This window comes from Gammaproteobacteria bacterium, assembly GCA_015709615.1.
In the GTDB taxonomy this organism is placed as follows: Bacteria; Pseudomonadota; Gammaproteobacteria; order Burkholderiales; family Nitrosomonadaceae; genus Nitrosomonas.
This window is the reverse complement of record CP054179.1, coordinates 908,386-928,666: the sequence shown is the minus strand read 5'-3', so window position 1 is coordinate 928,666 and position 20,281 is coordinate 908,386. Positions and strand designations below refer to the sequence as shown.

The window sequence follows — 20,281 nt, the reverse complement described above, 5'->3', positions numbered from 1 at the left end:
GATGATGGCGTTATTAATCTGAATTCTGATAGAATGCGCAATTCTATAAAAGTGTCAAGCAAGGAAGAGTCATGGCTTATGTAGTAACTGAAAATTGCATTAAATGTAAGTATACCGATTGTGTGGACGTATGCCCGGTGGATTGTTTCCGTGAAGGTCCCAATTTTTTGGTAATCGATCCCGATGAGTGCATTGATTGCACGCTATGCGTTGCGGAATGTCCGGTGGAAGCGATTTACGCGGAGGACGATGTGCCTGATGAACAAGTGCATTTCATCGATTTGAACGCGGAATTGTCGAAAAAATGGCGTCCGATCATTGAGAAAAAAGATCCGCTGCCGGACGCCGATGAATGGGCCAGTGTCAAAGATAAGCTGGATCAACTGAAACGCTAAACAGCATAGGCGGTAATCAAGATACCGCATGTCTGACACCCCGCAATTTCTGCAAGTATCCCTTTCCGAGGTTTTTAAGCGCATCGATGCCGGTACGACGGTTGTAACGCCGAACCGGCGGCTTGCCTTGGCGCTTAAAGAAAAATTTGATCGCGAGCAAATCAGCCGGAAAATGATCGCTTGGTATTCGGCTGATATTCTGCCGTTTACCGCGCTGATCGAACGTATTTACCATGATGCATTGTATACGCGGCAATCATCCAAGTTGCCCTTGCTGCTGTCTGTAGCACAGGAGCAGGTGCTGTGGGAATCGATCATTCAATCTTCCCAGGCAGGAAAAACGCTATTCCGCATTTCACAAACGGCGCAAACGGTGCGCGAGGCATGGCAACTGGGGCATGCATGGCAGCTCCTCCACCGTTTGGACGATTACTATCCGAATGAAGACGGCAGGGCTTTTCTTGATTGGATAGCCACTTATCAGGATAGAACGGCTTCAGCACACCGAATAGATCACGCGCGCCTTTGCGATTTGATTACAGAACGTTATTCGTCTCTGGAAGTTAAAAAACCGTCGCTATTGATTTGTTACGGTTTTGACATTTTTACGCCACAGCAAAATGCCTTCCTGAAAAATCTGACAGCCAGCGGTTGCACCGTGATGATTGCTGATTTAGCCGTGCGGCATCGACGATCTCCGCCAGCTGTCAGTCGCATTCAGTACCTCAGCAGCCGTGACGAAATCGAGCAGGCAGCACTGTGGGCGCGAGCCAAATTAGAAACAGCGGGCGACGCAGTTCGAATCGGCATCGTGGTACCGGCATTGACCAATTACCGCGGTGCATTGCTGCGCACTTTTTCTGCAGTCATGTATCCGGATATCCGCTTTGCATTGCCGGGGGGCACACATCCGGCGATGCCGTTTAATATTTCCCTGGGATTGGCGCTGACGTCATATCCGTTGATTGACGCAGCCTTTGTATGTTTGGTGCTGCTGAATCAGCCGATTGAATTCAATCGTGTCAGTCACTGGCTGCGATCGCCCTTTCTAGCGGACGCGGATACCGAGATGGAACGGCGAGCGCTGCTGGATGCGCGCATACGCCGGTTTGCCGAACCGGTGATGACGCTGGAGCGATTGCTTGCGCTGGTGAAACAAGCGGGAGGGCAAGCGAGTTGTCCGGTGTTGTTTCAGCGCTTATCGGCGATGCACGCGTTGCGCCAAACGCAATTACCTCGATCGGGCAGTCATTCCGTTTTTGCCAGAGTCATCACGGAAGTGTTGCGGATTGCCGGTTTTCCCGGTGAGCGCAGTCTGGATTCCATCGAGTATCAAGCGTTCCAAAAATGGCAAATGCTGGTTGCGGATTTTGCTGCACTGGATCATGTGATCGCGGTGACAAGTTATCACGACGCGATTGGCCGGTTGAAAAGAATGGCGGGCGATATGCTGTTTCAGCCGGAAACTCCGCAGGTGCCGATTCAGATTCTGGGTGTGCTGGAAGCGGCGGGAATGGAATTCGACCATCTATGGGTCATGGGGTTATCCGATGAACGATGGCCGTTACGCTCCCAACCCAATCCGTTTTTACCGCTGACGTTGCAACGCAATGCAAAACTACCCTTGAGCTCTGTGCAGGAAGCGCTGGTTTACTGCCAGCGTTTGACACAAGGCTGGTTGTCCGCTGCGCCGGAAGTTGTTCTAAGCTATCCCAAGTTCAGCGACGATCGCGATGGGCATGAATTGAAACCCAGTCCGTTGATTCAGGCAATTGCAGAAACTGAACCGGCCGTACTACCGATGGCGCGGCATCGCGACCGGATCATGCAAGCATGCGAACTGGAGCAAGTCGAAGATAATCAGGCACTGCCACTGGATGGACAAGCGGCTGCGCACGGAATCAAAGGCGGTACGGCGGTCATCAAGGATTTCGCGGCATGTCCGTTTCGCGCTTGGGCGAAACACCGCTTGCGTATCGAGAGCCTGGAGGCGCCGCACACCGGTTTGAATGCAATGGAACGCGGTTTACTGGTGCACCAGGTATTGGCACAGCTGTGGCAGCACTTGAAAACCAAAGAGGCGCTGGATGCCACCGGTGATCGCGAACTTGACCGCCTGTTGACCGGCATCGCCGGTCAAGTGGTTTCCGAGTTGCAGCAAGTGAAACCGGTTGCACTCTCGGGCCGTTTTGCGCAAATTGAGCAGCAGCGTCTGGTGCGTTTGGCGCACGAATGGTTGGATGAGGAAAAGAAACGTGACCATTTCACTGTGATTGCAGTCGAGGAAAAAGAGGCCATTCACATCGGCGATCTGGTTTTAAACGCCCGTTTGGACCGGGTCGATGAATTGGCCGACGGGCAACGGCTCATTATCGATTACAAAACCCGGAAGCAGTCGGTCCAAACGATGACCGGTGAGCGTCCGGACGAGCCGCAATTGCCGCTATATCTGGTGGCAATGGAAGCACAGCAGCAAACCGTGGGTGTGGCGTTCGCCGCCGTGAAGCGGGGCGATATGGGATTCACGGCGATTGCGCGCGATGCGGATCTGTTGCCCGGGATCAAGGCCTTTTCACAAGTCAATGGTTGTAAGCAATACAGTACATGGGAAGATCTGGTTGACGCGTGGCGGCAACATCTGACAAATTTGGCGAAGGGCTTTTGCCAGGGTGACGCTCAAGTTGATCCGAAGAATTTTCCGCAAACGTGTGAATACTGCGATTTGCAATTGTTTTGCCGGATTCATGAACGGCTGAGCGCGCGCGTGATAATGCAGGACACTGAGAATGACTGATTCCAAGCAGATTCCTGACGCCGATGAGCGCCTCCGAGCACTCGATCCCGCGCAATCCTTTATCGTGCAAGCACCGGCTGGGTCGGGTAAGACAGCGCTACTGATTCAGCGCTATCTCAGATTGCTGGCTTATGTCGATGCGCCGGAAGAAATCGTGGCGATTACGTTTACCCGCAAAGCCGCGGCAGAAATGCGCACGCGTGTTTTGGCCGTGCTGGAAATGGGGGGGCAGCTTGCCGATGCTGAAACAGCGCATGAAAAACTCAATCGTGAACTGTCGGCAGCCGTGTTACAGCGCGACCGGAAGGCAGGCTGGCATATCGCCGAGAATCCTGAGCGCTTGCGGATACAGACAATCGACTCATTGTGCGCGGCATTGACGCGGCAGATGCCGGTGCTGTCAAAATTCGGCGCGCAACCCGAAACGATCGAGGATGCCGCGGATTTTTATCGGCAAGCAGCGCAGGCCACGCTGGATTCGATCGAACAGAATCATGCGATGGCGCTGGATATTGTCCGGTTACTCGAGCATCTGGATAACGACAGGGCGCGCATTGAAGCATTGCTGGCCGATATGCTGGCGCGGCGCGATCATTGGTTGCGGCATCTACACGGCAAGGCGCGGGAAGAATTAGAGTCGGCGCTGCAGAATTCCCGTCAAAATGCGCTGCAATTTGTTTTCCGCTTATTTCCGGCAGAGCTCTTTAGCGAGCTGCTGGCGTTGCTGCGCTACGCCGCTGCGAATTTGACTGCTGCCGGAAAATCGTCAGCCATTACGCTTGGCAACGCATTGGATACGCTATCGGCAACGGAGGCCGGGCAGTGGCAGGGTATTGCGGAATTGCTGCTGACGCAAAAGGGTGGCTGGCGCAAAAGAATTTCCGAGAAAGAGGGCTTTCCAACCGGTAGTAGCAAGACTGAGAAGGGTGAAGCAAAAGCGTGGAAAAACCGCTTGGAAAATTTGCTAGAGACACTCGCGCCGCATGATACGCTGCGTCAGGTGCTGCACGATACGCGCCAATTGCCGCCGCCGCATTATTCCGATCAACAATGGGAAATATTAGGGGCGATCACGCGCTTGCTGCCGTACGCGGTAGCGCAACTCAAAGTTATTTTTCAGGCGAGCGGCAAAGTCGATTTCTCGGAAGTGGCGCAACGTGCATTACTCGCACTGGGTGATCCCGAGTCACCGACTGATCTGGCATTAGCATTGGATTACCGCATCAAGCATTTGATGATCGACGAGTTTCAGGATATTTCTATCAGTCAGTTCACATTGATCGAAAAACTGATTACCGGTTGGGAAGCAGGGGACGGGCGCAGTTTTTTTGCCGTCGGCGATCCGATGCAATCGATTTACCGTTTTCGTGAAGCGGAAGTTGGATTGTTTTTGCAAGCGCGCAATGCGGGGATCGGCTCTTTGACATTACAACCGCTAACGCTTCGCGCGAATTTCCGCTCGCAGCGGGGCATTATTGATTGGGTGAATACCACGTTTGCCCGCATCATGCCGGACTGCGAAGACGTTGCAACCGGTGCGGTAGTGTATGCACCCTCGATCGCAACCCATGATCAGCTTGCCGGCGATGCCGTGAAAATCTATCCCTTTCTGGAAAAAGATGAAGCAGCGGAGGCCCGGCAGGTTGTAGAAATTATCGCGCAGACGCGCCGTGATCATGCCACCGGTACGATTGCAATTCTGGTACGCAATCGCAGTCACTTATTAGAAATTATCGAACAAATCAAAAGTGCTGGTTTCCGCTTCCGTGCAATCGATATAGAGTTGCTGCATCACAAACCGGTGGTGCAGGATTTACTGACGTTGACTCGCGCTTTGATTAATCCAGCGGATGCGGTTGCCTGGTTCGCGCTGTTGCGCGCGCCTTGGTGTGGTCTTTTGCTCAAGGATATCACGGCATTGGCGGAAAATAATCCCGGTTTGCTTAATAAAGAAATCACTGTGTGGCGATTGATCAGCGATGAGCATTGCTGGCGGGGAGTTTCAGCCGATGCCATGGTGCGCTTGCGCCGGATCCGGGAAGTATTGAGTGCTTGCATGCGCAACCGGCAGCGCCAGGCATTGCGCGTGACGGTGGAAACCGTTTGGTATGCGCTAGGCGGTCCGGGATGTTTGAGTCCGGTAGCAGAAAACAACGCAGGTGATACAAATCGTCTGGATGATGCGATGATTTATCTGGACTACCTGGAAAGTCAGGAGGAGGCAGGCAATATCCAAGATCCGGTAAGTTTTGAAAATGGGCTGACAGCACTGTACGCCTCTCCTGACCTGGATGCTGATGACACATTGCAAATCATGACAATCCATAAAGCCAAAGGGCTTGAATTTGATACGGTTATCGTGCCAGGATTGGGCCGGGGTTCACGCAATCGTGACAAACAATTGCTTAAATGGATGGAGCAGCCGCATAGCCTAGTTGCCAGTGAAAGCGGCGCAGGACTCCCTGACTTGTTGCTTGCGCCGATTCAGGAAACCGGAGCAGCTTTCGATCCCATTTACACCTGGGTGGAAAAACTCGATTGGGACAAGGCGCAATTTGAAGCGGATCGTTTGCTGTATGTCGCTGCGACGCGTGCAAAAAAATTTTTACATTTGCTGGGTCATATAAACGGAGTTTCGGAAGAAAGTGGACAAGCGGTTCCATCAAAACCGTTATCGGGTTCATTGCTCGATAGGCTCTGGCTGGCCGTGCTGCCGGCTTATAGTGCTGCTGCTGTGAGTCACTTCATGTTGAAGAATAACCAGCTAGAAGGTGGGGCAAAAAAAATAATTGGCAATGATGCCAGTGATCAAAGTATTCATAGGCTGAAAACCGGTTGGGTATTGCCGGGTGCGCCGGAACCGGTTGCATGGCAAGTACTTCATGAACAAAAAACAATTCAAGCGGAAATTGAGTTTTCATGGGCCAGTGAGATGGCGCGGCATGTGGGAAATGTAGTGCATCGCTGGTTGCAGAAAATAGCTGAAGACCAAATGTGTGACTGGAATATCGCACGCATAGAAATGATGCGGGAGCGGTTCACACAGAATTTGATGGCCGGCGGAATGAACGGAAGCCAGAGTGAAATGACATACGCGGTCGAACGCATTGTCTCCGCATTGAACAATGCAATCAGTGATAAACGCGGACAATGGATTCTCGGGCCTCAGCAATCGGCACAGAACGAATTGAAAATTAGCGGTATCGCCAACGGTAGATCCATGAGTTGGATAATCGATAGAACATTTTGTGACTCTAATGGAATTCGTTGGATAATTGATTATAAAACAAGTAGTCATGAAGGTTCTGCGCTAGAGGATTTTCTTGGCAGAGAGCAAAGCCGCTACCAGCATCAACTCAATCATTATGCAAAACTCATGCAGCAGATCGATCCGCGGCCCATAAAATTGGGGATTTATTTTCCATTAATCAATGGCTGGCGCGAGTGGTGAAAATTGATTGCGCCTTACAGCAATCCGAATCAATCGTAGAGAAAATTTTTCAAAAAATCCGAGGAAGGGAGATTATGAATTAACCATTGTAGATAAAGGGGAAATAGTGGGGTATGGTGATAGAAGCCCCTGAGGGATGGAGGGGATTTTATGACAAATGACTTGACTTTGGACCCCAAGGTCGACTAGCCTGAGAGGTGTGGTTAAATTAGGTTGCAGGAGAGGCTAATTTAGCTGCCGAGATCTAGCAGTACTAATTAATTAGTATTAGGAAGTAGAACGAGAAAGAAGAACGAGAAGTAGTTTTGATTAACAGTTAGGAGGTAGAAACATGGCAACAACCTATGGCACGTCAAGTGCATCAAGCGCAAGCTATGACATGTCGCTGTGGTACGACTCGAAGTACTACAAGCTGGGCATGTTAACAATGCTGTTGGTAGCGATATTCTGGATCTGGTACCAAAGGACGTTTGCATACTCACACGGTATGGACTCGATGGAACCGGAATTTGACAAGGTATGGATGGGACTGTGGCGCGTTCACATGACCCTGATGCCGCTGTTTGCGTTGGTAACCTGGGGCTGGATACTGAAGACCCGCGACACCAAAGAACAACTGGACAATCTGGACACCAAACTGGAAATTAAACGTTATTTCTACTGGATGATGTGGCTGGGTGTGTATCTGTTTGGTGTTTACTGGGGCGGTAGCTTCTTCACCGAGCAAGACGCATCGTGGCACCAAGTGATTATTCGTGACACCAGCTTCACACCAAGTCACGTAGTGGTGTTCTACGGCTCATTCCCGATGTACATCGTGTGTGGCGTAGCATCCTACCTGTACGCGATGACCCGTCTGCCGTTATACAGCCGCGGTACATCATTCCCGCTGGTTATGGCGATTGCCGGCCCGCTGATGATTCTGCCGAACGTTGGTTTGAACGAATGGGGTCACGCATTCTGGTTCATGGAAGAACTGTTTAGCGCGCCACTGCACTGGGGCTTTGTAATTCTGGGCTGGGCAGGTTTATTCTCGGGCGGTATTGCAGCACAAATCATCACCCGTTACTCGAACCTGACCGACGTAACCTGGAATGGTCAAAGCAGAGAGATTCTGAACAACAGAATCGTACCTTAATTCTTGAGGTTAATTCTTCCTGCCCGGCTGGGCGGGAAGGATAGAAGAATTTAAGAAAGATTAGCAGCAGTCATGAAAACGGCCGATAGGCTGACGACAAAAAGAAGCAAGGGAATCGTCAAGTTTTCATAATTTAATATCACACGAAATGAAGAAGGGAGGGTCTAGTGAGTAGAACAGACGAAATTTTAGCAGCGGCGAAGATGGTGCCGGAAGCGGTCAAGATGTCCAGATACATAGATGCGGTATATTTTCCGATTCTGTGTATATTGCTGGTAGGAACCTATCACATGCACTTCATGCTGTTAGCAGGAGACTGGGATTTCTGGTTGGATTGGAAAGACCGTCAATGGTGGCCGGTAGTGACACCGATTGTAGGTATCATGTACTGTGCAGCACTGATGTATTACCTGTGGGTAAACTATCGCCTGCCATTTGGCGCGACACTCTGTATCGTATGCCTGTTAGTAGGTGAATGGCTGACCCGTTACTGGGGCTTCTACTGGTGGTCACACTATCCGCTCAACTTTGTACTGCCATCGACCATGATTCCAGGTGCGTTGATGATGGATACGATTTTACTGTTGACGGGTAACTGGCTGATCACAGCCCTGTTAGGCGGCGGCTTCTTTGGTTTATTCTTCTACCCGGGCAACTGGCCGATTTTTGGCCCAACCCACTTACCGGTGGTTGTTGAAGGCGTATTGCTGTCAGTAGCTGACTACACAGGTTTTCTGTACGTACGTACGGGTACACCTGAATACGTTCGCCTGATTGAGCAAGGCTCACTGCGTACCTTTGGTGGTCACACCACAGTGATTGCAGCGTTCTTCGCAGCATTCGTATCCATGCTGATGTTCTGCGTATGGTGGTACTTCGGTAAACTGTACTGCACCGCTTTCTACTATGTTAAAGGCGAAAGAGGACGCATATCAATGAAGAACGACGTAACCGCGTTTGGTGAAAAAGGCTTTGCACAGGGGATTAGATAATGAACATAAGAAGCATATTTAAACTGGGCGTATTAGGCCTGTATGGAGCAGCGATTGGAGCGGCATCGCTGGCGATGACGCTGACGCTAGATGTTAAGACAGCAGCGGCACACGGTGAACGTTCACAAGAACCGTTCCTGCGTATGCGTAGTATTCAATGGTACGATTTGAAATGGCAACCGAAAGTCACCAAAGTCAACGACATTGCGACGATGACTGGTTTCTTTCACTTAGCGGAAGATTGGCCACGTGCGGTAGGTAAACCAACACGCGCCTTCTTTAACGTAGGTAGCCCAAGCCCGGTGTTTGTACGTTTAAGCACCAAACTGAACGGCGAACCGACGTTTATTTCAGGTCCTTTGGAAATTGGCCGTGACTATGCATTTGAAGTCAGACTGAAAGCCCGCATTCCAGGACGTCATCACATGCACGCGATGGTAAACATCAAAGACGCAGGTCCTATTGCAGGTCCAGCCTCATGGATGAACATCTCTGGCAGCTGGGATGACTTTACCAACCCAGTGACCACACTGACCGGTAAAACCATCGACCTGGAAACGTTCAACTTCAGCAACGGCTTATTCTGGCACATCGTATGGCTAGGCTTAGGCTGCTTCTGGATTGGCTACTTTGTAGCGAAACCGATGTTCCTGCCACGTAGCCGTGTACTGCTGGCGTATGGTGACGAATTATTGACCTCACCAACGGACAGAAAAGTAGGCCTTGCAGTAGCGATACTGACCTGCGCGATCGTCTGGGGCGGCTATCGTTACACCGAAAGCGTACACCCCTACACAGTACCGATCCAAGCGGGCGAATCGAAAGTGGCGCCGTTGCCGATTGCACCGAACCCTGTTGCAATCAAAGTAACGCATGCTAACTACGACGTACCAGGTCGTGCACTGCGTGTAACGATGGAAATCACCAACAACGGTGACTCAGCGGTCAACATTGGTGAATTCACGACAGCGGGCGTACGCTTTGTGAACGAACTGGGCCGCAAGCACCTGGATCCTGACTATCCAAGAGAACTGGTAGCGACCGGTTTGACGATGGATGATGACAAAGGCGTCCAACCTGGCGAAACCCGCGAAGTTAAGATGGAAGCTAAAGACGCGCTGTGGGAAGTACAACGTCTGATGGCACTGTTGGGTGACCCTGAGAGCCGTTTTGGCGGGTTGCTGATGACCTGGGATGAAGCAGGCAATCGTTATATCAACAGTATTGCAGGCGCGGTAATTCCAGTCTTTACCAAGCTGTAAGAGAAGTTAAGGTAACAACACCGGTACACCACTGTCGCAAGACAGCCGGTGTACCGGTTTTTTTATCGGTCAAAGAAATAAGTAAAAATTTAAGGCAGTAAAAGAATGCAGACACAAGAACTGGCAACATTAGATGCACTCATCCAAGAGGAGGATTTGTCGTGGTCAGGCAAATAGCACAAACGGGGATTGCGGTCTTGACACTTGTGATGGCGCTGTATACGAACACTGCTGGCGCACATGGCAAAGTAACCATGGAAGAAGACAGCTGTATGCGCCGGATCGGTGAAAACATGATTCACCTCAGCACCTATCAACCACAAGTAGACGAAGAAGGTCATTACTGCACGGAAATACCCAAAGCGGGTAATGCCATACTCGTGATAGATTTGGTAGATCCTGCGCTGCGCGAGATGCCGATAAGCCTGAAAGTTGTGCAAGGCAGCAAAGCAGGTGAAGGAGAAGCGGTCACAAATTTGCGTCCGGCGATGTATCAGGACGGCGTGATCAGCACGCAAAGTCAATTAGCGCAAGGGAAGTATCTGGTACAGATTACAGCGGAAGGCGTACCGCCGTTAAACTATGAATATCACTTGCGGGTAGAGATGATCAACTACGCGGAAGTATTCAGAGCCGCCATAGGACCGGCAGTCGGCCTATTGCTGACCACAATACTTGGGTATAAACTCACCCGCTCAAGACGCTTCAGAGACTGGCTGGCGACGCGTCGGTCGGACAAGAATTGAACAATCCGAAAGCAGAAAGAATATATTAGAGACTAATCATTTATCGACACAGGAAATGCAAACAATGTCAGCAAGACTAATAGATATAAAACAAGCGATACTCACGATAATACTCGCAACGGGCATGATATTCACCTCACAAGTACAAGCGCACGGTGGTTTGGCACTGGCGGATGACATGTGTGTGCTGACGGTAGGGCCATACCGGATGCACTTTACCGGCTATCAACCGCTATCTCAGGAAGAAGAATTCTGCGAAGACATACCGGAAACAGGCAAGACAGTGATAGCGCTGGACTATATACAAGAAGAATTGCGACCGCTGACGACGGAAGTACGGATAATCCGGGATACGGGATCGGAAGCGAATCTGGACGAAATCACGGTATTCCATTTACCGCCCAAAGTATATCCGTCGGCATCGATAGCGGTGGAGCATGTATTTCCGGAGAAGGGCAAGTTTGTAGGATTGGTGACGGTAACGGGCGGGGCGCAGGAATATGTATCGCGTTTTCCGTTCTCGGTAGGTGAAGGCCGTCCGACCCCGAAAGCGGCGATTATTGCACCGGTGGTACTGGTCATCGCCGTTGCTGCTTTCTTCTTCATGCGTAAGCGTAAGTCGACTGATCAAGGTGCAGCTTAATTGATTACGTTGTATAGTGTGGTGAAGCAAGGATGGGTTTTTTGAACTCATCCTTATGAAATGAATCAAAAAATACACTAAATCTGACGAATCGGGGGGGGAACTGTGCAATATAAGAAATCGTTAATTTTTACTATTAGCAAAGCTTTTGCTTTTACTTCTTTGTTAGTGATGCTTTCTTTAGCGTGTCAAGTGAAAGTGGCAATGGCTCACGCAGCACTGGTTAAATCTGATCCACCGAGGAGAGCCACGCTTTCCGCGCCTCCTAAACAAATACAGCTTTGGTTTAACGAAAAAATAGAAGGGGCATATGCATCAGTTACGGTACGTGATTCAAATAAGAATTCAATAACTGAAAATACGCCGGAAAGTGTTGCGGATGATCCAAAATCTGTTGTACTAAGTTTACCTCCGATTGAACCAGGGCGTTACACTGTAAATTATCGTGTAATGTCTGTTGACGGTCATGTCATAGAATCCAGCTTTGATTTCAGTGTAAAAAAATAAATGTAGTAAAAATGATAGATGTCATTGCGGCAATTGCACGTTGGTTCCAACTTGCAGCAAATTTGATTTTGTTAGGCAGTTGTGTATTCTTGGCTCTTGCAAATACTGGGAAACGAACTTACCTGGACGCATGGGTTGAGAAACTGGAGCGCTTGTTTCCGTGGTTAGCTATCAGTATTCCAATTGGTTTGATCGTCATATTGACAACAACCATCACTCAAGTGACCGGAAATTCCTCCAACATCTGGCAACAGGATGTTTGGCTGGGATTCATAAACGACACGCGCGTCGGTCAAATATGGGTTTGGCGTATTTCATTAGCTCTGCTTCTGTTGTTTCTAGTTATTTATCTTCGCAAGTCTCCCAAAGCGCGCTGGCGGTATATATTAGGTGCAGGTATTGCGGCATTACCATTGATTGCCGGCTCACTGACAAGTCATTCTGCGACTGAAGAGTTATCGGTCTCTACAATTACACCTTTTGCTTTGCATCTCATTCTTGCAGGAGTCTGGTTTGGTGCATTGCCGGCTTTTTTGCTGTTGGTGTACGAAAAAAATAGAAGTGACAAAAACAAGCGAACCAATGTTTCAGAATATGAAACCTTAAAGCGTTTTTCCGCTATTGCTTTACCGGCGATGCTGTTGATTATTTTAACCGGCTTTACAGTAGCCGATCGCATGTTCGCCGGTTATTACGCCGCATCCGTGGCAACGTCCTATGGCTGGTTGCTAAGTATAAAAATATTGATTTTGGGTGTGATTCTTCTAATTGCCGCACGAGTGCGCGCCCATTGGCTGCCGTTATTGGCAAACAATGCGAGTGCAGCGGATGATGATACCGGTAGAGCAGGGGTAAGGAAATGGGTGCGTATTGAATTTATTCTGGCTCTGCTATTGCTATTGCTGGCAACGGTAATTGCCAACACGACACCAGTGAAGTATGCATCAATAGAAAACTGGCCTTATCCGTTCCGTTTCTCGATCATTGCAACTTGGAATCAGCCTAATGTCGCAATTCAAGTATGGATAGGCGTTTTTATTCTTATGCTTGCAGCGGGAACGGTTTTGTTCGGCAGAATTCGCAGCTGGGAACTCAAGCGTTTGATCAGCATTCCAGCGATATTGCTGGTGTCGGGTCTTGCAGTCGCATTACCACCGTTGACAATCCAGGCCTATCCGGAAACTTATCGTAGACCGCCGGTACCTTTTGATGCGATTTCCATAGCTAATGGCGCTGCTTTGTATACGCAGCATTGTGTGGAATGCCATGGTTTTCAAGGTATGGGCAATGGCATCAAGTCGCGAACGCTGTCGACAAAATTGCCGGATCTGCTGACCGAACCGCATACTGCTGAGCATACACCGGGAGATTTCTACAATTGGATCAGCTATGGCATGGTCAATACGGATATGCCGGGTTATGCGGATAAATTGTCCGATGAGGATCGCTGGGATCTGGTCAATTACGTTCATGCATTATCGCGCGGTTACCAGGCGCGAATACTGGCCCCGGAAATCATACCTAACAAAGCTTATGTAAAACCGCCGCTCTTTTCGTATGCGGACAATAATGGTGAGAGCGGCACGTTACAGGATTTCCGTGGCAAAAAAACCGTTCTCCTGGTTATTTTCTCGTGGCCGCAATCCCAAGTGCGCATGGAGCAGCTGAAGCAAGCGTATCACCGCTTGAGTGAGCAAAATATCGCCGTATTAGCAGTTCCGGTAAATGAACTCAGTACCGATGAGATGGCGCAAGTAGCGGCGGAATTGCCGTTTCCGGTTGTTACGCAAAGTGCGGCGGAAATCGCATCCAGTTACGCATTGTCGCGCCGGACAATAACTCACCCGGATATCATTGGTCGGGGTAAGATACCGGACCATATGGAATTTCTCATCGACCGCAACGGTTATATGCGTGCCCGCTGGATTCCATCGGTAGATCAGCCGGGCTGGTCGGATATCGATATGTTGAATCAGCAAATCAGCTTATTGAATCGCGAGCAAATGAAAATGCCGTATCCGGAAGATTTCGTGCGCTGATATCTTGCACTGAGTCACTCAACAAAAACAATCACCGCAGCCAGTAACACCACCGCTTCTGTAATTTCCACCAATGCGCCTGCGGTATCGCCCGTTGTGCCGCCGATGCGGCGCAGCATAAGGTGGCGCAGCAGCAGAAAAACGGCAATGGCCGTCAGTATCAGCCATGAATAACGATCACCGGTCAGCGCAAATATCAGCGCGACCGTGAGAATGATGACGAAAATACTTCCATGACGCGGTTGAAAGGCTGCGAGTGTTGAACCCAAGCCGTTATTGCGCACATACAGTGTCGTCAGAAATAGTAACGGTAATACCGTTCTGGCGAGAACGATTGCTAGCACGACGGCGATCCATTCACCGGCAATATTCAAACTGTGCAGAGAAACAAATTTCAGCAAAATGACCAATACGATGGCCGACACGCCGGCCGGTCCGCAATTCGGGTCTTTCATGATCGCCAGAGTTTTTTCCCGGTCGCCTAATCCGCCGATCCAGGCATCAGCGCTATCCGCCAAGCCATCTAAGTGTAATCCGCCGGTCAGCAGGATCCAGGCCGTGACCAGCAATGCGGCAGCGGCGAGCGGCGGCATGCTGCTGATAAGCCAGCCGAATCCCGTGAGAATCAAGCCGATGATTAAGCCGACGAGCGGGTAATTGAGCAGCGAATAACCGACATCTTTCTCGCTGATTTGTGCTGTCAACCGCACCGGCAACCGGGTCAGGAATTGCACAGCGACGAGAAACGGCCGGATCATACGGGAAGATTCCAAGTGTGCGTGATCCGGGGCGATTGAGCCGGTTCTATGCAGATATGCCGCATACTGGCATGGCGCACATCGATCTCGAGTAACCGCTCGAGCGGATGCTGCAGAATATGACCTATCAGTAGCCGGATGACACCGCCATGCGTAATCAGCAAAACTCTTTTGCCGCAAAATTGCTGTTGAATGTCTTCCCAGGCAGATAAAACGCGCGCCTTGAAACCCAGCAAATGCTCGCCATCGGGTGGGGGATGATCAAGCGGATTTTGCCAGAAACGGGATAACGCATCGGCGTCGCTCTGCAGCAATTCGCTGCTTGATCGATTTTCCCATGCGCCGAAATGTATTTCCCGGACGCGGTCATCCTGGGTGACGGAAATTGAATGACGCTGACCCAAAGCATGCGCGAAATCCGCGCAACGAATTAAAGGTGACGTGACGATATGTTGCCAGCAGGGCGATGGATTCTCGACGGCTAGCCACATTTGCAGCCAGCCGGTTTGTGTCAATGGATGATTCGAGCTGCCACAATAACGCTGGCCGCATTCAATTTCGCCATGCCGCAGTAAATCGATACGGGTTGTCAAAGTAGCCGCTGTGTCAATTTTTTTGAGCGACTTGCGCCTCGGAAAAAGTCGCCATTTCGTTATGCAGCGCGCACGCCATGCGCAACAGGTTGAGCGCCACGGCGGCTCCGCTGCCTTCTCCCAGACGCATGTTCAAATCGATCAACGGATCGGCATTGAGCGCTTTGAGGATGGCTGCGTGGCCGGATTCCGCAGACCGGTGCGAAAAAATGAACCATTGCACGCACTTCGGTGCGATATGCTCGGCCGCCAACGCAGCTGCTGAACTGATAAATCCATCGATCAGCATCGGCAGACCGAGTTGTGCGCCATGGATATAAGCACCCGTCAATGCGGCAATTTCAAACCCGCCAGCACGGCGCAGCGCATCCAGCGGAGAATTGATCTGCGGCCGGTGCAGGGCTAAGGCGCGTTTGATGATCGCTATCTTGTGCATGACGCCTGCCGCATCCAGTCCGGTGCCACGCCCGGTCAGCAGCGCCGGATCCTCATGCAGTAAAAGACACGCCAACGCGGTGGCGCTGGTGGTGTTGCCGATGCCCATCTCACCGCCGATAAAAAGTTGCTGACCTTCTTTTTGCGCGCGTCCGATCACTTCATAACCGATCGTCAGCGCTTGACCGAGTTGCTCCCAAGTCATCGCCGGTTCATCGACAAAATTGGCCGTTCCCGGCCCAAGACGGCAATCCCTGACATTGGCCAGCGCTTGCATTTCATGCGCCGTTCCCAGATTGATGATTTCCAGTGAAGCGCCCAAGGCGCGCGCCAGAACATTGATGGCGGCACCGCCGCGGGCAAAATTCCGGATCATTTCAACGGTAACCGATTGCGGAAATGCGGAAACGCCTTCCACGGCAACGCCGTGGTCGGCGGCAAAAATGGCGATATGCGCGTGATCGGCGCTCGGCCGCTGCGTGTTTTGCAACGCGGCCAGCCGGATGGCGATTTCCTCCAAACGGCCGAGCGACCCCGGCGGTTTGGTGAGCTGTTCTTGGCGCTGTTGCGCTATCCGGCCCATTTCCGCATTGGGCTGAGCCAACGGTGTTTCCAGCCAATCGCAGGCTGGCGGTTGCGTCATAGCAGTTCTCCTTTTAGTACCAAAGGCAAACCGGCGACGGTCAAAATCACTTGGTCGCAGCACTGTGCGACTGCCTGATGTAATTGACCGGCTTCGTCACAATAGCGGCGGCTCAGTTCTCCCATCGGTATGATGCCCATGTTGGTTTCATTACTGACCAGAATCAGCTTGCCGGTCACTAGAGGAAGCGTGTTAAGGAACGCGGTGCGTTCGCCGTCAAAATGCGCCGCCTGCGGATGAAGCAACCAGTTCGTCAACCAGAGCGTCAGGCAATCGACCAACAAACAGCGTTTTTCATCGGCATGTTGCATTACTACGGAAGCCAGTTGCAGCGGTTCTTCGATAACCTGCCAGTGATCGGGCCGCCGCACCCGGTGCGCGGCGATCCGCGCGCGCATTTCAGCGTCATCGCCAGTTGCAGTGGCGATATAGGTAACCGGTAACCCGCTTTCCAGCGCCAGACGCTCCGCCAGGCGGCTTTTTCCGGAACGCACACCGCCCAGAATCAAGGTTCTGGTGGCTGTCATGATGGCTGCGTGTCCAAGTCAAGCAACCGGTTCAGTTGCGCGGTATCGAGGTATTGTTCGACACAATCCGCTAGCCGGTCGATGGCGGTGTTGCAACTCGTTTGATAATCGGGAATTTCCACCGGCGCATCCAATCCGGCCCAAGTTAGGAGCGCCTGACAAGCAGCCGTGGATGTAAAAATACCGTGCAGGTATGTCCCCAATATCAACCCGTCACCGCTGATTGCGCCATCCCGGCCTTGCGGCAGATGGACAAGCGGTTGGTAAGGTGTGTGATAAGTGGTGATCCCCGCGTGGATTTCGTAGCCGGTTACGGCTGCGCCGTTGAAAGTCAACCGGCCAAGCGTGTTGCGCAAAATCTTCTGTGGCTCCAATGTAGTTTCCATAGCAAAAAAACCCAGTCCTTGCGTGCTACCGGCATCACCTTCGAGACCGCAAGGGTCGTGAATCCATTGGCCGAGCATTTGGAATCCGCCGCAGATTCCCAGCAACTTCCCGCCGTAGCGTAAATGCTTTCGAATTGCGGACTCCCAGCCTTGCTCGCGCAACCAATCGAGATCCGCGCGCACATTTTTTGAGCCCGGCAGGATGATCAAGTCCGCAGGCGGAATGATTTCGCCGGGACCGATGAACTGCACATGCACCTGCGGATGCAAACGCAGCGGATCGAAATCGGTATGATTGCTGATGCGCGGCAGCGCCGGAATGATGATCCGCAGATATTGCTGTTCCGCTGGTATGCTGAAATCACCGGCATCATTGGCACGAGGCAGCGCGTCTTCCGCTTCCAGGTGCAAGCCTTGCAAGTACGGAAAAACGCCCAATACCGGTTTGCCGGTATAGCGTTCCAGCCAATCCAAACCGGGATCAAGCAATGCCTTATCGCCACGGAAGCGGTTGATGACGAATCCTTGGATGCGCGCTTGTTCACTTTCGCTCAGTAACGCCAAGGTGCCTGCCAGGTGAGCGAAAACGCCGCCGCGATCGATATCGGCGATGAGAATGACCGGGCAGTCGACCGCTTCGGCAAAGCCCATATTGGCGATATCGTTGGCGCGCAAATTGATTTCCGCCGGTGAACCCGCGCCTTCGGCGATGATGCGGTCGTATTTAGTACTGAGCCGCGTGTGTGATTCGAGCACAGCCTGCAGCGCAATCGATTTATAGTTGTGAAAACCGCTGGCGTCCATGTTGGTAAGTGCATGACCGTGAATGATGATTTGTGCATTCTTATCGGTGTTGGGTTTAAGCAGTACCGGATTCATGTCGGTATGCGGTGCCAACCCGGCTGCCAACGCCTGCACCGCCTGCGCCCGGCCGATTTCCCCGCCATCGCTGGTGACCACGCTGTTGAGCGCCATATTTTGCGGTTTGAACGGCGCCACCCGCACATTTCTGCGCGCCAGCCAGCGGCATAACGCCGTGACCAGCATGCTTTTGCCGGCATCCGATGTGGTGCCCTGAATCATCAGTGTTTGCGTATTCATCGCGCGTGTTACGCCGAGTTGTTCCAGTGATTATGGAATAGCAATTCCTGCAGCGGACGTTCTTCCGCCCAGCCTTGCAGTTTCAGCATCGGTGCAGGATAAAAAGCTTCGACATGACCCAGGCATAAAATAGCGACCGGCTTACTGCCGGCAGGCATGTTGAGCAATTCAGCCAATTGCTCGGGATCAAATAATGACACCCAACCCATACCCAATCCTTCAGCACGTGCGGCCAGCCAAAAATTTTGAATGGCGCAGGCGACCGAAGCCAGATCCATCTCAGGCAAAGTGCGGCGGCCAAAAATGTGCTGCTCACGCCGGTCGCTTAATGCGACGACCAGTAGTTCTCCGCATTCCAGAATACCGGCGACTTTCAGGCGCATGAATTCGTCGCTGCGTTCTGCCAATGCTTCGGCTGTGCGCCGCCGCTCTGCTTCCACCATGGTTGCAATGGTATTGCGCAACTGCCTATCCGTGATGCGGATAAACCGCCACGGCTGCATCAAACCGACACTGGGTGCCTGGTGCGCGGCGGCGAGCAGGCGCTGCAATACGGCAGGATCAATCGGATCGGGAATAAAATGCCGCATGTCGCGGCGCTCGGCGATCACACGATAGATAGCAGCGCGTTCGCTATCACTGAAGCGATGGTTATTGCGCATGATGCTACAGATCGATGCCTTTTTGCGCTTGAACACCGGCGCGGAAGGCATGCTTGACGTCGGTCATTTCGGTCACTGTATCCGCCGCTTCGCACAGCGCTTCGGGTGCGCCCCGTCCGGTAATCACGACGTGCTGCATGGGTGGTCGGTTTTTCAGATCGTTCAATACCACGGCTAAATCCAGCCAGCCGAATTTAAGCGGATAGGTGAGTTCGTCGAGCACGATCAAATCCAGCGCCGGATCGTTCAGCATTTTTTGTACGACGACCCAGCCGCGTTGCGCGGTTTCCGTATCGCGTTCCAAATTCTGCGTGTCCCAAGTGAAACCCTCACCGAGAACATGCCAGACGACATCCGGTTGTTTGCGGAAAAAAGCTTCTTCGCCGGTATCCGAGCGGCCTTTGATGAATTGCGCCACGCCCGCGCGCATGCCGTGGCCGAGCGCCCGTGCCAGCATGCCGAAAGCCGAACTGGATTTGCCTTTGCCGTTGCCGGTTAGAACCAGCAACAACCCTTTTTCACGATCTGCGCGCGCAATCGCCGCGTCGACGACTTCTTTCTGGCGCTGCATGCGCGTGCGGTGGCGTTCTGCGCGCCCGGAATCGGTCATGATGTTATCCTGCGGTGCTGTTGCGCGGATTGAATTGCTGCGCGATGAACGTCAACAGCGCATGAACGGCAGCCGCGACACCCAGGTAAAAAACGAAGGTCTCGATATAAAGCGGGAAATATTTCAGCAGTTGTTCACCGAATTCCGCCACGCTGGTTTCTGCAATGCGGCCGGAGAAGAAATAAAATCCGCCGCCGGAGAATAATTCACACAGCGTTAAACCGACCATGATGCTGATGGAAAGCGGCATGACGGTTCGCCATGCGAATTGATGGCGCTTGGCGTACCAGCGCCCGGCGAGCCATAACGACGCATAAGCCGGCAGTAGAAAAATATACGCCGGGGTCATGCAAAAATCACTGACGCCGCCCCAAGTGGTAGCAGCAACATCCAATCCCCAGCCCAACGCAAAAAATCCCAGCAGCGGCCATGCGGAGCGCAGATAGATGCCGACCAGAAAGAAGATTGCCCAGGATGCATCGGCGAGGTTATGCAGCGTGGCGAAATGATGGCTGCGCGTGAGGATCATGAATACGGCCAGCAACAGCCCGATGGCGATTTGATGGCGAGTGGATAAAGTCAGCATGTTTAACTCCTAG

General features: G+C 51.8%; 18 protein-coding genes. 10 read left to right on the top strand and 8 right to left on the bottom strand.

All coding sequences use genetic code 11. The features are described 5' to 3' along the window. Nucleotides 1–71 precede the first annotated feature (71 nt). The 10 genes from HRU77_04640 to HRU77_04595 all read left to right on the top strand — a co-directional run bounded on the left by HRU77_04640 (nucleotide 72) and on the right by HRU77_04595 (nucleotide 13,967). On the top strand, nucleotides 72–395 hold the full coding sequence (locus tag HRU77_04640) for a ferredoxin family protein (GenBank protein QOJ20047.1): 324 nt from the start codon (nucleotides 72–74) through the stop codon (nucleotides 393–395). Between the two features lie 28 nt (nucleotides 396–423). Beyond that, nucleotides 424–3,189: a PD-(D/E)XK nuclease family protein gene (locus tag HRU77_04635; protein ID QOJ20046.1), complete on the top strand. Its 2,766-nt coding sequence runs from the start codon at nucleotides 424–426 to the stop codon at nucleotides 3,187–3,189. Next, nucleotides 3,182–6,640: a UvrD-helicase domain-containing protein gene (locus HRU77_04630; GenBank protein QOJ20045.1), complete on the top strand. Its 3,459-nt coding sequence runs from the start codon at nucleotides 3,182–3,184 to the stop codon at nucleotides 6,638–6,640. The genes HRU77_04635 and HRU77_04630 overlap by 8 nt, the downstream gene beginning before the upstream one ends. A 331-nt stretch (nucleotides 6,641–6,971) precedes the next feature. Then, nucleotides 6,972–7,778, top strand: coding sequence for a methane monooxygenase/ammonia monooxygenase subunit C (locus HRU77_04625; protein ID QOJ20044.1), 807 nt, complete (start codon nucleotides 6,972–6,974; stop codon nucleotides 7,776–7,778). A gap of 167 nt (nucleotides 7,779–7,945) precedes the next feature. Beyond that, entirely contained in the window at nucleotides 7,946–8,770 is an 825-nt protein-coding gene (locus tag HRU77_04620; GenBank protein QOJ20043.1) for a methane monooxygenase/ammonia monooxygenase subunit A, read from the top strand. Further along, the gene (locus tag HRU77_04615; protein QOJ20042.1) at nucleotides 8,770–10,032 is read left to right on the top strand and encodes a methane monooxygenase/ammonia monooxygenase subunit B; all 1,263 of its coding nucleotides are present in this window, start codon (nucleotides 8,770–8,772) and stop codon (nucleotides 10,030–10,032) included. Before HRU77_04620 ends, HRU77_04615 begins: the two co-directional genes overlap by 1 nt. Before the next feature lie 161 nt (nucleotides 10,033–10,193). Next, the gene (locus HRU77_04610) at nucleotides 10,194–10,778 is read left to right on the top strand and encodes a hypothetical protein (protein QOJ20041.1); all 585 of its coding nucleotides are present in this window, start codon (nucleotides 10,194–10,196) and stop codon (nucleotides 10,776–10,778) included. Nucleotides 10,779–10,842: 64 nt separating this feature from the next. Then, a complete protein-coding gene (locus HRU77_04605; GenBank protein ID QOJ20040.1) occupies nucleotides 10,843–11,421 on the top strand; it encodes a hypothetical protein in 579 nt (192 codons plus the stop codon). A 171-nt stretch (nucleotides 11,422–11,592) separates the two neighbouring features. After that, nucleotides 11,593–11,928, top strand: a complete 336-nt coding sequence (locus tag HRU77_04600) for a copper resistance protein CopC (protein ID QOJ22061.1) — start codon at nucleotides 11,593–11,595, stop codon at nucleotides 11,926–11,928. Between the two features lie 11 nt (nucleotides 11,929–11,939). Then, entirely contained in the window at nucleotides 11,940–13,967 is a 2,028-nt protein-coding gene (locus HRU77_04595; protein QOJ20039.1) for a CopD family protein, read from the top strand. Nucleotides 13,968–13,981: 14 nt separating this feature from the next. On the opposite strand, the gene HRU77_04590 is transcribed toward HRU77_04595, so the two are convergent. From HRU77_04590 to HRU77_04555, 8 genes are read right to left on the bottom strand one after another with little or no spacing between them, the layout of a single operon-like run. After that, nucleotides 13,982–14,725: an adenosylcobinamide-GDP ribazoletransferase gene (locus HRU77_04590; GenBank protein QOJ20038.1), complete on the bottom strand. Its 744-nt coding sequence runs from the start codon at nucleotides 14,723–14,725 to the stop codon at nucleotides 13,982–13,984. After that, nucleotides 14,722–15,318: an alpha-ribazole phosphatase family protein gene (locus HRU77_04585; GenBank protein QOJ20037.1), complete on the bottom strand. Its 597-nt coding sequence runs from the start codon at nucleotides 15,316–15,318 to the stop codon at nucleotides 14,722–14,724. The genes HRU77_04590 and HRU77_04585 overlap by 4 nt, the downstream gene beginning before the upstream one ends. 13 nt (nucleotides 15,319–15,331) lie before the next feature. Continuing rightward, nucleotides 15,332–16,396 (bottom strand): nicotinate-nucleotide--dimethylbenzimidazole phosphoribosyltransferase, encoded by a 1,065-nt coding sequence (cobT, locus tag HRU77_04580; GenBank protein QOJ20036.1) that lies wholly within the window; start codon nucleotides 16,394–16,396, stop codon nucleotides 15,332–15,334. Next, nucleotides 16,393–16,923 carry a bifunctional adenosylcobinamide kinase/adenosylcobinamide-phosphate guanylyltransferase gene (gene cobU, locus HRU77_04575; protein QOJ20035.1) on the bottom strand — a complete coding sequence of 177 codons (531 nt, stop codon included), beginning with the start codon at nucleotides 16,921–16,923 and terminating at the stop codon, nucleotides 16,393–16,395. Before cobU ends, cobT begins: the two co-directional genes overlap by 4 nt. Continuing rightward, nucleotides 16,920–18,410, bottom strand: coding sequence for a cobyric acid synthase (locus tag HRU77_04570; protein ID QOJ20034.1), 1,491 nt, complete (start codon nucleotides 18,408–18,410; stop codon nucleotides 16,920–16,922). The genes cobU and HRU77_04570 overlap by 4 nt, the downstream gene beginning before the upstream one ends. An 8-nt stretch (nucleotides 18,411–18,418) precedes the next feature. Next, a complete protein-coding gene (gene bluB, locus HRU77_04565) occupies nucleotides 18,419–19,072 on the bottom strand; it encodes a 5,6-dimethylbenzimidazole synthase (protein ID QOJ20033.1) in 654 nt (217 codons plus the stop codon). Between the two features lie 4 nt (nucleotides 19,073–19,076). Further along, on the bottom strand, nucleotides 19,077–19,682 hold the full coding sequence (cobO, locus tag HRU77_04560) for a cob(I)yrinic acid a,c-diamide adenosyltransferase (GenBank protein QOJ20032.1): 606 nt from the start codon (nucleotides 19,680–19,682) through the stop codon (nucleotides 19,077–19,079). Nucleotides 19,683–19,686: 4 nt separating this feature from the next. Beyond that, nucleotides 19,687–20,268: a hypothetical protein gene (locus tag HRU77_04555; protein ID QOJ20031.1), complete on the bottom strand. Its 582-nt coding sequence runs from the start codon at nucleotides 20,266–20,268 to the stop codon at nucleotides 19,687–19,689. Nucleotides 20,269–20,281: the final 13 nt, after the last annotated feature.